Annotated in this window: 13 protein-coding genes; 7 read left to right on the forward strand and 6 right to left on the reverse strand. The window is 64.1% G+C overall.

Features of this window, described 5'->3' with window-relative positions:
• Nucleotides 1-103 precede the first annotated feature (103 nt).
• The 3 genes from thpR to NITMOv2_RS11675 are packed head-to-tail and all read right to left on the reverse strand — an operon-like array spanning nt 104 to nt 2619.
• Nucleotides 104-718 (reverse strand): RNA 2',3'-cyclic phosphodiesterase, encoded by a 615-nt coding sequence (gene thpR / locus NITMOv2_RS11665; RefSeq protein ID WP_053380029.1) that lies wholly within the window; start codon nt 716-718, stop codon nt 104-106.
• Entirely contained in the window at nt 715-2007 is a 1293-nt protein-coding gene (locus NITMOv2_RS11670; protein WP_053380030.1) for a competence/damage-inducible protein A, read from the reverse strand. The genes thpR and NITMOv2_RS11670 overlap by 4 nt, the downstream gene beginning before the upstream one ends.
• 12 nt (nt 2008-2019) lie before the next feature.
• Nucleotides 2020-2619 carry a hypothetical protein gene (locus NITMOv2_RS11675; RefSeq protein WP_053380031.1) on the reverse strand — a complete coding sequence of 200 codons (600 nt, stop codon included), beginning with the start codon at nt 2617-2619 and terminating at the stop codon, nt 2020-2022.
• A gap of 142 nt (nt 2620-2761) precedes the next feature.
• Here NITMOv2_RS11675 and NITMOv2_RS11680 point away from each other — a divergent pair, with 142 nt between their 5' ends.
• From NITMOv2_RS11680 to NITMOv2_RS11710, 7 genes are all read left to right on the forward strand, one after another.
• Complete coding sequence (locus NITMOv2_RS11680) at nt 2762-3484, forward strand: chlorite dismutase family protein (protein ID WP_053380032.1); 723 nt, start codon at nt 2762-2764, stop codon at nt 3482-3484.
• A gap of 69 nt (nt 3485-3553) precedes the next feature.
• Entirely contained in the window at nt 3554-4216 is a 663-nt protein-coding gene (locus tag NITMOv2_RS11685) for a hypothetical protein (protein ID WP_053380033.1), read from the forward strand.
• A 126-nt stretch (nt 4217-4342) separates the two neighbouring features.
• Complete coding sequence (locus NITMOv2_RS11690) at nt 4343-4561, forward strand: hypothetical protein (protein ID WP_053380034.1); 219 nt, start codon at nt 4343-4345, stop codon at nt 4559-4561.
• 148 nt (nt 4562-4709) lie between these two features.
• Nucleotides 4710-5894 carry a hypothetical protein gene (locus NITMOv2_RS11695; RefSeq protein ID WP_053380035.1) on the forward strand — a complete coding sequence of 395 codons (1185 nt, stop codon included), beginning with the start codon at nt 4710-4712 and terminating at the stop codon, nt 5892-5894.
• 51 nt (nt 5895-5945) lie between these two features.
• Nucleotides 5946-6371: a hypothetical protein gene (locus tag NITMOv2_RS11700; protein WP_145976294.1), complete on the forward strand. Its 426-nt coding sequence runs from the start codon at nt 5946-5948 to the stop codon at nt 6369-6371.
• Nucleotides 6372-6433: 62 nt separating this feature from the next.
• On the forward strand, nt 6434-6904 hold the full coding sequence (locus NITMOv2_RS11705) for a hypothetical protein (protein ID WP_145976295.1): 471 nt from the start codon (nt 6434-6436) through the stop codon (nt 6902-6904).
• 53 nt (nt 6905-6957) lie between these two features.
• A complete protein-coding gene (locus NITMOv2_RS11710; protein ID WP_053380038.1) occupies nt 6958-7872 on the forward strand; it encodes a hypothetical protein in 915 nt (304 codons plus the stop codon).
• On the opposite strand, the gene NITMOv2_RS11715 is transcribed toward NITMOv2_RS11710, so the two are convergent.
• The 3 genes from NITMOv2_RS11715 to NITMOv2_RS11725 form a co-directional block, all read right to left on the reverse strand.
• Entirely contained in the window at nt 7866-8729 is an 864-nt protein-coding gene (locus NITMOv2_RS11715; protein ID WP_053380039.1) for an SDR family oxidoreductase, read from the reverse strand. The two genes, NITMOv2_RS11710 and NITMOv2_RS11715, sit on opposite strands and share 7 nt — an antisense overlap.
• A 123-nt stretch (nt 8730-8852) precedes the next feature.
• Complete coding sequence (locus NITMOv2_RS11720) at nt 8853-10067, reverse strand: lactonase family protein (RefSeq protein WP_053380040.1); 1215 nt, start codon at nt 10065-10067, stop codon at nt 8853-8855.
• A gap of 390 nt (nt 10068-10457) precedes the next feature.
• Nucleotides 10458-12863 (reverse strand): phosphoketolase family protein, encoded by a 2406-nt coding sequence (locus tag NITMOv2_RS11725; RefSeq protein ID WP_053380041.1) that lies wholly within the window; start codon nt 12861-12863, stop codon nt 10458-10460.
• Between the last annotated feature and the right edge of the window lie 40 nt (nt 12864-12903).

Here is a 12903-nt window from a genome sequence, read left to right on the forward strand (position 1 = left end):
GCCGCTTCCTTCGTCAGCAAGAGCTCGCGCCGCGTTCAGCATGGCGGTCTGGGTGAGGCGACGAGTATAAGACAGGTAATCTCACCGGATACTAGGGTAACCCCTAGTCTTCTGATTCACGTTGAACCCCCCACAATTTCGTATAGACCGACCCCGTCGGGCGCAGCTCGCTCTTCATGAGGACGAGCGACGTCACCGCCAAGATGCCGAGCGCCATCGGCTGATCCAGGATACCGCTCGCCGCGATGGCCTGCCCGACCTGTCGTTCGCCCGCCTTGATCCGCGCCAGCGTGAAGTGTGGACTCCAAGGCCGGCCTTCCGGCTCGAACCCGAAGGACCGGCAACAGTCTTCCACCTTCCGATGAAACTCGGCCAGGCGGCCGGCATCCTCGCCCTGTTCCCACTCGGCCGACGGACCCGCCCAGAGCACACGCGGCTGCTCCACCCTGGGAAAGATTCCCAGCCGTTCCAGCGGCAGCGATATCGGAAGAGACTGCGCCACGATCGGTTCCAGCGCGGCCCGCAACGGCTCGATCAAGCGTTCCTCCGTCTCACCGAGAAACCTCACGGTCAGATGGATTGAAGCCGGCTGGACCCACGAGAGGCGGGCGCCTTTGGGCAAGTCGCGAGTGAGCTGCTGCTTGAGCTCTCGTTGAATCGCGCCGAGCCGCGCCCGCAGTTCCTCGGTGAGCTCGACGGCCAGAAACGCCCGGATCATCCGGCCTCCCGGCGCAACGCCCACCGGCGCAGCAGATCCAACGCCGCCTGCGACGCCCGTTGTTTGATGGTCGAGCGATCGCCGTGAAAACGATGTTCGTGTGTGATGATGGTTCCGTCCCCGGCGTTCAGCCCGATGTAGACCAGCCCCACCGGTTTGGTGGGGGTGGCGCCGCCCGGCCCGGCGATCCCGGTGACGCTTACGCCGACGGAGACGCCGGCCCTTGTGCGGACGCCGTCCGCCATCGCCGCCGCGACTTCCGCGCTGACGGCTCCATGTGTTTCGATCAGCGCAGGCGGCACGCCGAGGAGCTCGGTTTTTGCCCGATTGCTGTAGCAGATGACGCCGCGATCCAGATAGGCCGACGAGCCCGGCACCTGCGTGAGCCGGTGCCCGATCAAGCCGCCGGTGCAGGACTCCGCCGTCGCAACCGTCAGTTGTCGCTTCGCCAAGAGCCGGCCCACGACTTCCTCCATCGTCTCGCGCCCTTCGGCATAGAGCCACTCGCCCAGCCGCGCGCGGACACCGTCCGCGAGCGTCGCGAGGTCGTCGGGAAGCACCCGACTGCGCGGATTGGTCGTGAGCGACACGAGCACGCCGAGCGGAGAGGCGAGCAGCCCGAGATCGACGTTCCATCGCGCCGGGACGAGGCCGGCAAGCTTGGCATCGACATCGGCTTCCGGCAGTCCCCAGGTATGAAAGACGAGGCGCGCCATCGGACGAGGTCCGCCGGCCGCGCCCTGTCTGCGCGACCGGAGGAGCGGTACGACGGAGGACTCGAGCATCGCTTCCATCTCGCGCGGCACGCCGGGCAGCGCGACGATAATCGCCCCTGTCCAGGTCAGCCAAAAGCCGGGCGCCGACCCGACCGGATTGGGGACGACCGCGGCGCCGGACGGGATCAAGGCTTGCCGGAGCTGGCCCTTGTTGGGGCTGCGGCCCCACTGGGCCAATCGCGCCTGCATGCCGTCGAGCGCCTCCTTGCGCCTGGCCAGCCGGCGGCCGGTCACGACCGCCACCGCTTCGCGCGTGCAATCGTCGACGGTCGGGCCCAGCCCGCCGGTCATGATGACGACGGCCGCGCGCGCCACGGCGGTCTTGACCGCAGCCATAATATCGGCCCGATCATCGCCGACGATGGATTTGAACCGCAGCTCGATTCCCAGCGCGCCCAGCGCTTCGGCGATGTGCAAGGAGTTGCTGTCGGAGCGGCCCCCGATCAAGAGCTCCGATCCGATGGCGATGGTTTCCGCGGTGAAGGACCGATCTGGATGGGCGCGGCGAGGCATGCGACAGGATCGCTACTTGATCTGCGCGAAGTCGAGCGGGAACGTGACCTCGCCCCCGTTGGCCGGAAAGACCGTGACGGTGGTCTTGGCCTGCGGATCGAAGTCGGCGTAGTTGAACGAGGCGACCACCTTGGCCTTGAACCGCGGCGCCTCGGGCCAAGCCGCGCTCCGGTTCGCCTGTCCGTCGAATCGCACCGTCGCCGGCTTGATCGTCTTGCCGCCTTGGTCGAGCACCATGTAGCTGTCCACCGCGAACCGCGGGTGATTGCCGAAGATCGCCGTGCTGATCAGCATGGTCGGCGTGCCGAGCACTTGCGCGATGTCAGCCTCGCTCGGTTCGAGCCCGCGCAGAGCCATGTGCGCCGCCATGACCGAGAGGGCGGCGAGCTTCGTGATCAGAAAGCCGTTGGGATGGAGATCGTCGGCGGCGCCGAACCGCTCATACAAGCTGTCGGGAGACTGATGGTGGTGGGCCGCTTCCCGCCCGCGCGCCAGCGCCTGCGCGATCTCCTCCCGGCCGGGCTGGACCTCGATGGCGCCGCAAAGCGATGCGGTTCCCATCGTCCCGAAGGCCGCGGCCAGAAGAGCTGTGCGCAGGAGCCACGCGCGCATACCATGCCACTAGCAGATCGCGGTTTTTGCTGTCAACGAACGGTTGTCCGCGGTTGCTCCCCGTTGACAAAACAAAAGCCGAAGTGCTACAGAATGCAGTCCTTATTAGAGCGCATTATCAAGACGTTATACGGAGGAGTCCATGTCAGCCCCCGAGCAAACGCCAGCTCCGCAGCCCGCCAAACGCCAGTATGTGAATTTCGTCTTTTACAAGGTCGATCCGGCCTGGCGGCGACTTCCCGAAGACGAACGGACCAGAGGGAAGCAGGAATTCATCCGCGCCGTCGAAGACTATGCGGGCAAGGTGCTGGTCATCGCCTATTCGGCGGTCGGCATCCGCGGCGATTGCGACATCATGCTCTGGCGCATCAGCTACGAGCTGGAACTGTTCCAGGAGATGAGCACGAAGATCCTCGCCTCTGGGCTCGGCAAGTATCTCACCACGCCCTATTCCTACCTCTCGATGACGAAGCGGTCCATCTATGTGGATCACCACTCGCATGAAGGCCAGGAAAGCAAGCGGCTGACGGTCATTCCCGGCAAGAGCAAATACATTTTCGTCTATCCCTTCCTCAAGACCCGCGAGTGGTTCCTGCTGACGAAGGCCGCGCGGCAAGGCATGATGGACGAGCACATCGAAGTGGGCCACCGCTTTCCGTCGGTGAAGTTGAACACGACCTACTCGTTCGGATTGGACGATCAGGAATGGGTCGTGGCCTTCGAAAGCGACAAGCCGGAAGACTTTCTGGATCTCGTCATGGCGCTGCGCGAAACGGAAGGCTCCCGCTATACTCTGCGCGACACGCCGATCTTCACCTGCATCCGTCGCAGTCTGAAAGAGACCCTCGACACGCTGGGCGGGTAACCGCCTCTCGGACAGCGGTGAGAGAGGACTACGGCCTTCGGTCAGAGATCGAAGGCCGTGGTATTTGATATGCCCGCCGCCGACTCCCGCGCCGCCTTCTTCTCCGCGCTGATTCCGGGCTTGGGCCAATGGATCCAGCGCCGCCGGCCGGCGGCCGCCACGGCGTTTGCCCTCACGATGCTCCTGGTCGGAGTCAGCGCCTGGTTGGGGCGCGTCACGGACCGGGCGGTCGAAGTGCTCGTCTTTATGGTGCTGGCGCTCCCCTGCTGGGTCCTGCAAAGCTACGATGCCTATTTAGGAGAGCCGGCGGCGGGGCCGGATTGGCTGCGCACATGGCGGCGGGTATGGCAACAGGGCCACGACGTCCGGTTTCTCGGTCTGCTGCTCCTCATCAGCGCATTGAACGACACCTGGATCATCCTGAAGAATCTCGATTATCTCCTGCCGTTCTATTGCACGAAGCCGGGCGGCATTCCCGGGTTTGCAGCCAAAGCGATCTCGCCCATCCTCCATATAATGGTAGGGTACGGGTTTCTCCGCCTCAGACGGTGGGGCCTGCTCGTGTACCTTGTCTATGCCGCGTATGGGTTAACCAACGGCCTCGTCAATCTGGCCTGCTTCGGACCAGGCCGTATCCGCAATACGCTCCTCGGCGCGATCGTATTGTCCACGGCCTACATCCTTTGGCGGCGGCGGGTGCTGCTCGGGGACAGTCACCCTTCCCACCGGTGACTGTCCCCCTTCCTAGCTGCCAACGGGGACAGGCACCGCTGGTGCGGAGCCAGTCCCCTTACTTTGACAGCCGGACGGAGGCTGTGTTACCTCTACTACGTCCATTTTTCTATCGAGGACATCCACGTGGCCGATACCACCGCCTTATACGCCCTCCGGTTTCCCGACGGCTCGGTCAGTTTGTACATCGACGAACACTACGCCAAAGATCGTGGAGTCGATCCGTCCCGTTTGGTGCGTGTCGAAATCCCACGGGAATTATTTCAAACCGGCACCGTCCAGGAAATGCGGGAATACGTGGCTCTTTATTTGGAAACCCATCAACAACAAACCGGGACCGCGTAACAGGATGCTGAAAAAGTCTGCCAGCGGCGAAGGATACGGGGCGCTCACCATCTCGCGCCCGTGCGCAGACGTGACGCTCGTTATTCCTCGCGTCGCGCACCTTGCTGGACAACCATTTTGAGCATCCTGTAAGAATTCTGAGACACACATGACACTAGCCGTCGCCACTTCTCCCCTGACCGCCGAGTTGATTCAGGAGGTCATCGCCGGCCTGCCTATTCAAGGCCGGATCATGCTGCGGCTCCTGCTGATCCAACATCTGGACGTCACGCACGACGAGATCCTCTTCATGGTGTCCGACCGTCCGGATCCCCGCTGTGTGTCCGGTACGAAGCCGATCACCACCATGACCCAGGAATCCATTGCGGCCATGACCAGCCGGCGCGACGAATATCGACGGCGCGCCCGCTTGCGCCGCGAGCGAACCTGGCTGCAGTGCGTCGCCTTGAAAAAGCTCGCCGAAACGGCGGAAGCGATGGCCGACCGGGCCGCAGCCCTGCTGAGCGATCGCGGAGTGTCCGCCGGGACGCTGAAGGAATTGAAGGAGCAGGCCCGCGTGGCCGTCCCGCGGCCGGCGCTGCGCGTGCTGGAAGAGCGGTGGGACAAAGAGGAGATCTCGGCGGAGGACTATCAAAAGCACCGGCTCGCCATCGAGATGCAAACCCTGTTGCGCTTCGCCGAGCGGTTCAGGAAGCGGCTGGATCTGGCCGAGCGTGAACGGCAGACATCGGATCAAACGGTCCTTCAGGACCATGAGATCGGCCACATTTGGGGCATCCCGGCCGGCACGTTGGCCGCCCGGAAAGTGAAATTCCTATCCCAGTACCTGCATGCGCTGCAGGCCAAGCTCACCGGAGCGGCGGTCAACCCCGCGCAGGCGCCGCCCCTCGATCTCTGGAAAGAGACCTTGGCGGTGCTCGCCCGCACGCCGGTCGAGCGGTCGATCGCGACGTACGACGGATTGGAACAGACCGAGACGGCCTTGATCGAAAAACTGACCGCCTACGCGCTGATCGGCATTCCCGAACAGACGGAGGTGAAATTTTGGAACTCGCTGGTCTTCGGCGCGAGCTCCAACGCGATGCACAGCGAAAGCACGCGCACGTTGTTCGGGCTCCAGCGGCTCGTGGCCATCCAACAGGACACCGACACCGGCCCGGACGCGCTGGACGAGGAACTGCTGAAACGGACGGCCCCGAAACCGAAAGCGGAAGCCGGCGCGATCGAGGGACCGGCCGAAGCCGGCAAGCCGGAGATCACCGAGCTGCAAAAACAGATTTTGCACAATTTCATCGGCGAAGATGTCAGCGGCCGGGCCTCGGACAAGTGGTAAGAAAAAATCCAGGCTTGCCATCCCCGCGGTTTGCGGTATAATCGCCCCGTCATGCCCATGCACTCGGTGATCCGGTCATTTGCCAGCCTGCTGACCCTGCTGTTTTTTCTTTCCGCATTTCTTTCCAACGTGCTGAGCGGCCTGCCCGCCGAAGCGGGGCTCATCGAGATCGCCGAATTGCTGGCGCATCCCGAGCAATACGATCATCAGGATGTCGTCGTGAGCGGCAAGGTGACGAACGTCCAGCTGGCCACCAATCGCCAAGGACAACCGGCCTACGGCTTCCTCCTTCAGGATCATGCCGGCACCTTGAAAGTCGTCAGCCTCGGGCAGGCCGAAGTCCGCGAAGGCGATCAAGTCATCGTCGAAGGCATCTTCAACCGCCTGCGCCAAGCCGGCCGGACCATCGTCTACAACGAGATCAAAGCCCTTTCGGTGCGGCCTCTCAATCGTCTGAATCCCGACCTGGTCGGGTGATCTTCCTGCCCGTGGCCTTTTCCCTTTCGGGACTGCAAGAGGCGCAAGGAGCACACACGGCGTTGAGCAAGACAGCGTTGAGCTTTGAGGTTTTGACGCTCACCGCTTTGCCGCTCAATGTCGTTCATACCCTTCACTCCCGCGCCATGTCCGCCGCCCTTCATCGCATCGCGGGCTTGTGCCTGCTCGCCGCCTTCGGCTGCGCGGGACCGGCCGTGGTCGGACAGTACTCCAATCAACAGCGCCTGATCGGGCAATCGAAGGCGGCGGTGCTCGCCTGCGCCGGCGCCCCCAGGAGAGAGCAGGCCCACGACGGCGTCACGCTCCTGTACTACTATCGCGAAGCGCCGGTGCTCGAGGCGTCGCCTCCGGTCGGGAAAGGGACTTTTTCAGCGATCCGCCACGGCTGCTGGGCGACCGTGGTCGTGGCCGAGGAACGGGTGACGGACGTCGTGTACCGGTTTGAGCCCCCCGCCATTGACGCGTCGAACGACTGCGAAGCCATTTTCGATCTCTGCATTTCGCAACGGTAGCGCCGCGTTTTCCCCCCTGGCTGACCAGTGCGAATCATGATACTCCTAGCGCTATGAGTGGTCGGCGTCTCTGGAGGCTGGTCTGGGCGCAGGCGCTGCTCCTGGTCTGCGCGGACCCGTCTCAGGCCCTCGAAAAATACGGCCGGCCGCTCCCTTCCCTGGAAGAGGCGGCCGGCGGCGTGCGGGAGGCTGAAGAGAGCCTCTTCGGCGGCTATTTCCTCACGGCGGCGTTCGTGTCCAATCCGTCGTTTGCCGCCCGGCCCGACAATACGGGCTTGGTGGGTCTGCGCCACATGCTGCATCTGGAAACCGATCTCTATCGCCACTATCTCAGCTTTTACACCGATCAAAACTTTTTCTCCGACCGCACGAAAGGCTGGATCACGCTCACCGAGTGGGACGGCACCTACGCCTTCACCGGCGCCGTCGATCGTATCGGGTGGCGCCTGCAATACGAGCGCGACGCGCCCCTCGACCGCAGCGGCTTGAAACAGGCCTACGCCGACGTGCTGGTCACGGCCCAGCTCAGCTCGGCGCAAGACATGGCCTGGTGGCGCCGGCTCTGGCCGAACCAGGCGCTCACGATGTATGCGGGCGCCGGCTGGCTCTTTCACAACAGCAGTTACTTCGCGCGGCCGGACAATACCGGCCGCGCGCTCTTCCGGTACGTCGCGCACGCCGACCTGGATCTTTACAAGAACCGAGTGGTGCTCTACGGCGACGTCAACATGTTCACGGATCGCGAATCGAGCAATCAGGCGAAGCCGACCGAATTGGATTGGATCATCGGGCTGGCCGTGCGCTGGCGCAACATGGAATTGGCCGTCTACCGGGAGCAGGACCTGCCCTTGGATCGCGACAGCCTCGTTCAGCAATACGTCGCCGTGCAACTGCGCTTCGCGTTCGATGTGTCGAAACAGGACCTGGGGTTCGGCGGTCCGCGGGGGACGCCGATTCCGATTCAATGAGGAAGGTTCAAGACCGCCACGAGCAGCTTGTCGGCGAGCCGAACCGGCAACAGTGTCGCCATGAGCGCCCGCACCTTCGCATCCCAGCCGACGAGGTAGCGCGACTTCGGCCGCGGCGCCGTCAAGGCATGGACGACGGCCTCGACGACCGCGTCCGGCGCGATCGCCCTCCGCGCGGCCTTGTCCACCGCGCGCCGCACCGACGCGGCGGCGTCCGCATAAAGACGCGCCGTCTCCGGCGGGACGGAAGCCTCCAACGCCGCGGCGTCGCGGCCCGACTTGTCCCAGATCGGCGTGGCGATCGCTCCCGGCTCGATGATCGCCACGCGGATGCCCCAGGGCAGCAGTTCCAGCCGTAGCGCGTCGGTGATCGCCTCCAACGCATACTTCGACGCCGAGTACGGCCCCATCAGCGGCATGGCCGCGCGCCCGGCGATCGACCCCATGTTGACGATCCGTCCCCGCCCCGCGCGCAGCAGGGGCAGAAAGGTCTGAGTCACCGCCACCGGGCCGAGGACGTTCACCTCCAGTTGCCGGCGCCATCCGGCGAGCGGCACCGCCTCCAACGGACCGGCGACCGCGATGCCGGCATTGTTGACCAGTCCCGCGAGCCCGGCCGGCCCGACCGAGGATTGCACGAATGCTGTCGCCGCCGCGATCGAGTGCGCGTCCGTCACGTCGAGCGGCACCGGCGTCAATCGTGTGGAGCAGCGAAGGCGAAGCTGCTCCCCGTCCTCCATCCGCCTTACGCCGGCGAACACCCGCCACCCGAGTCGATCGAGGCCGGCGGCGCACGCGGCGCCGATGCCGGTCGATGCGCCGGTGATGACGACTGTGGCCGATTCGTTCTCCGCCATGCCTTCCGCCTCCGGATCAAAACCGGCGGCAGCATAGCAGATTTCCCACGCCGTACAAGGCCGGTGAGCCTGTGATCGCCGTGGCGATCACAGGCCCGGGCCATGGCTTGGGCTCAGCGCCCTCTAGAACTTCGTCGTGCCGATCCCGTTGGCGCCGGCCCCGGCTGGAACCGTACCGGCGGGAGCCAGCGTCCCGTCTTGATTGATCGTGAACCGCGACACCTGATTCGGTATGGCGTCCGCGGTGTACAGAGTCGTCAGGTTCGGATGGACGATCACGTAATTCGGATTGTTTCCGGTCGGCTCCGTTTCTATAGAAGTGAGGGATCCAGTGTTCGGATCCACGCGGTACACACTAATCGACGCATCGGCGATATTCGCAACGTAGAGGAACCGCCCGTTGGGATGGATGGTGAGCGCGTGCGGCCCGTTGCCGGTGGAGACGGTGCGCGGAGGGGAGAATCGCGTCAATGAGCCGTCGGCGCCGATCTCGAGCACCTCCACTACGTTCGGATACGAGGCATAGACGAATCGGCTCTGTGGATCGACCGTCACGGCCTGTACGCCGGGCAGCCCGGACGTCACTCCCCGCGGCGTCAATAATCCGGTGGTTGTATCTCGGCTGAACGCATGCACTTCGCCCGAGCCCTCGCTCGCCGTGTACAGGAACAGATTGTTTGGCGACAGAGTCATGTTATGCGCATGCACGCCCACAGGGAAACTGCCGCCGGCTGCGGTGAGCGCCGTGAGATTCCCCAACGTGGGTCCGGGGGTGGTGTCGATACGATAGGCCCTCAAGGTACTGGCCGCGGTTTCCGGTCCGGCAATCACATAGAGAAACTGTCCGGTCTCATCAATCACCGAGGAATGAGACCCAGCCTCACCTGGAAGAGTTCCGGTCACGGGAGACCCGACTCCCGAATTCATGGGAGCGAGCGTCCCGTCTTGATTGATCCGATAGCCGGAGAGGAATGTGCTCGAGTGGTTGGACACATACACGAACCGTCCCCGCGGATCGACTCTCACATGGTGGGGGAAGTCTCCCGTTGCGAGCGGTGTGGGAGGTGTGCCGATGGGTGTCAACGTCCCGTCGGGGTCCGATCGATAGGCCTGAATGGTATCGGCACCCGAATTGATCACATAGGCGAATTGGGTCGCCGTGCTCCCCCCGGAGGGAGGATTATTCCCCCCGCCACCGCCGCCACCCCCGCCGCCGTCGTCCCCCCCGCCGCAAGAGACCATGGCCAGCGGCAGTGCGATCAATGCACTGCGTACGAGACCGTGAAGAATGGAGCCCCCTCGCGCGCGCGACCTTCCAGGCACGCTGACACGGTTCATAACACACCTCTCCTTTCAGATGATCCGTCCCGCGGCTCCGCAGCTGTTGCCGAGCGCCCATCCGCGGGACCTTCCATCAGGAAGACGCGCAGACCTGCTCTGCCGTCTCGCACAGCTGATGAGCGCGGCCGACGCTTCAGCAAGAACCGCACCGCTTGGCGGTTGGAGATCCGGCGCCGCTTTTCAAGGGAAAATTCCAGGGAGCGGGAATCGCTTCACGGACAAGCTGTCCGGAAATCAGCGAAGGCGAGACACATTGTCCGAACGGTGATGGGATGAACGGGAGAAACCCCGAAAACGACGGCGGGAAACACCTGAGGACGCATCAAGGAAATCTCCGCGCGCACCAGGCGAACCCTGGCGCCATGCGGCCGAGGTCCCAGAGCGAGATCACGGTCCCGGCCACTTCCACTCGGTGATGTCCGCCGGATCTTTTCCTTTTTCCCGGATGTACCGGCGATGCTCCGCCAGGCGGCGCTCGTACTTCACGATGAGCGCCTCCGCGAGGGCGGCGCGCTCGGGATGCCGGGCCGCCACTTTCTGCGCCGCTTGAATCACCAGATGGTAACGGCTGCACCGGTTCTGCACCAACATGTCGAACGGCGTGGTGGTCGTCCCCTCCTCCCGATAGCCGTTCAAATCGAACCGGTCGTTGCGCGGCCGCTCCCACAACAATTGCTTGATCGCCGCGGTATAGCCGTGGAAGTTGTAGACGACGGGACAGCCGAGCGGAAACAGGCGCTGAAAGTGCGCTTCGTCCAGCCCGCGCGGATACTTTTGCGGAATGCCGAGCACCAGCAGATCCGTCACGCTCACCAGCCGCACCCGCCACTCGGGCGCCTCGGCTTTCAGAATCGACACGGCGGCGAGCGATTCCAGCGTCAGGTTGTCGCCCGAGCAGGCGAACAGAATATCCGGATCCTCGCCGTGATGCATGCTGGCCCACCGCCAGATGGAGGCGCCGACGCGGCAGTGATCCACCGCCTCGTCGTACGTCAGCCATTGCGGCATCGGCTGCTTGCCGGAGACGATGAGATTGATGGAATCCGTCGCCTGGAGGCACCGCTCCATCGTCACGAGCAGTGTGTTGGCGTCGGGCGGCAGATAAATGCGATAGATGTACCCCTTCTTGGTCAGCAAATTGTTGATGAACCCCGGCCCTTGATGGGAGTACCCGTTGTGCTCCTGCCGCCACGCCTCCGACGTCAGCAGATAATTCAGCGACGAAATCGGTTTCCGCCACGGCACTTCGAGCGAGGATTTCAGAAACTTGGCGTACTGATTCATCATGCCGTCGACGATATGCACGAAAGCCTCGTAGCAGGGGAACAGGCCGTGCCGGCCGGTCAGCAGATAGCCCTGCAGCCACCCTTGACAGTTGTGCTCGCTCAACACTTCCATGACGCGGCCTTCGCGGCTGGTTTGCTCCGTGCCGTCCGGAAGAGGCCAGACATATTGGCGGTCCGTGACCTCGAGTACCGCGCCCAGACGGTTGGATTCCAGTTCGTCGGGGCACATGATACGGAAGTTTTTCGCCGCGCGATTGAGCCGCAGCAGGTCCCGCAGATAGAGGCCGAGTTGCCCGACGTTGCTCCGGACGACGTGCCCCCGCGTCGTCACATCGACCGCCAGGTCCGGCAGCGACGGCAAGACAAGCGGCCGGCGCATGGCGCCACCGTCCGCGTGCGGATTCATCGCCATCCGGCGGTCGCCGCGCGGGCAGGCGGCGCGCAGATCCTCGGCCGGCCGGCCTTCCGCATCGAACAGCTCCCATGGGCGATAGGACCGCAGCCAGGATTCGATCACCCGCAGATGCTTCGGATTCTTCTTGGCGTCCTTCGCCGGAACTTGATGGGCGTGGAACGTGCCTTCGATGCGGATGCCGTCGATGTCGGACGGACCGGTCCAGCCCTTCGGCGTGCGCAGAATCAGCAGGGGCCACCGCGGCCGGTCGACGATCTCGCCTCCCCGCGCCCGCTGCTGCAGCGCCCGGATGTCCTGATAGGCCCAGGCCATCGCGCGCGCCAGATCCTCGTCGATCCGCCCGCCGAGCGACACGATGCGGGGCGCGTAGCCGTAGCCGGCGAACAACGCCGTCAACTCGTCGTCGTTCATCGAAGCGAAAATGGTCGGATTGGCGATCTTGAAGTCGTTCAGGTGCAGAATGGGCAGCACCGCGCCGTCGGTCGCGGGATTGATGAACTTGCTGCTGTGCCAGGCTCCGGCCGTCGGGCCCGTTTCCGCCTCCCCGTCGCCGACGATGCAGGCCACGATGAGATCCGGATTGTCCAGGACGGCGCCGAAAGCGGTAGCCAACGCATAGCCCAATTCCCCGCCCTCGTGGATCACGCCGGGGTACAGCGGCGACAAGTGGCTGGGAAACCGATCGGGCCACGAAAACCAAGTGACGAAGCGCGTGAGGCCGGCGAGGTCCTGCGTGAGCTCGGGAAAATACTCCGTCAACGTCCCTTCGAGATACATGTTCGCCAGATTCGCCGCCGCGCCGTGTCCCGGCCCGGTGACGAGCAGGATACTCGCGTCCGTTTTGACGATCAGCCGGTTCAGGTGCTGGTAGATCACGTTGATGCCGGGCGCGGTGCCCCAATGGCCCAGCAGCCGGTCCTTGATGTGCTCGGGACGCAGCGGTTCTTCCAAGAGAGGATTGGCGCACAGGTAGATTTGCGCCGCGGACAGATAATTGGCGGCGCGCCGATAGCGCTCCATCGCCGCCGTGTCCTCGCGCGTCAATGTCTCCAATCCGCCGGCCACCGCATCCGTTCCCGTATCACGTGCCATCGAGCGCCTCCTTCCTTTACATGAGCGTTGAGTAAGAAAG

Source organism: Nitrospira moscoviensis, from assembly GCF_001273775.1.
GTDB lineage: Bacteria > Nitrospirota > Nitrospiria > Nitrospirales > Nitrospiraceae > Nitrospira_D > Nitrospira_D moscoviensis.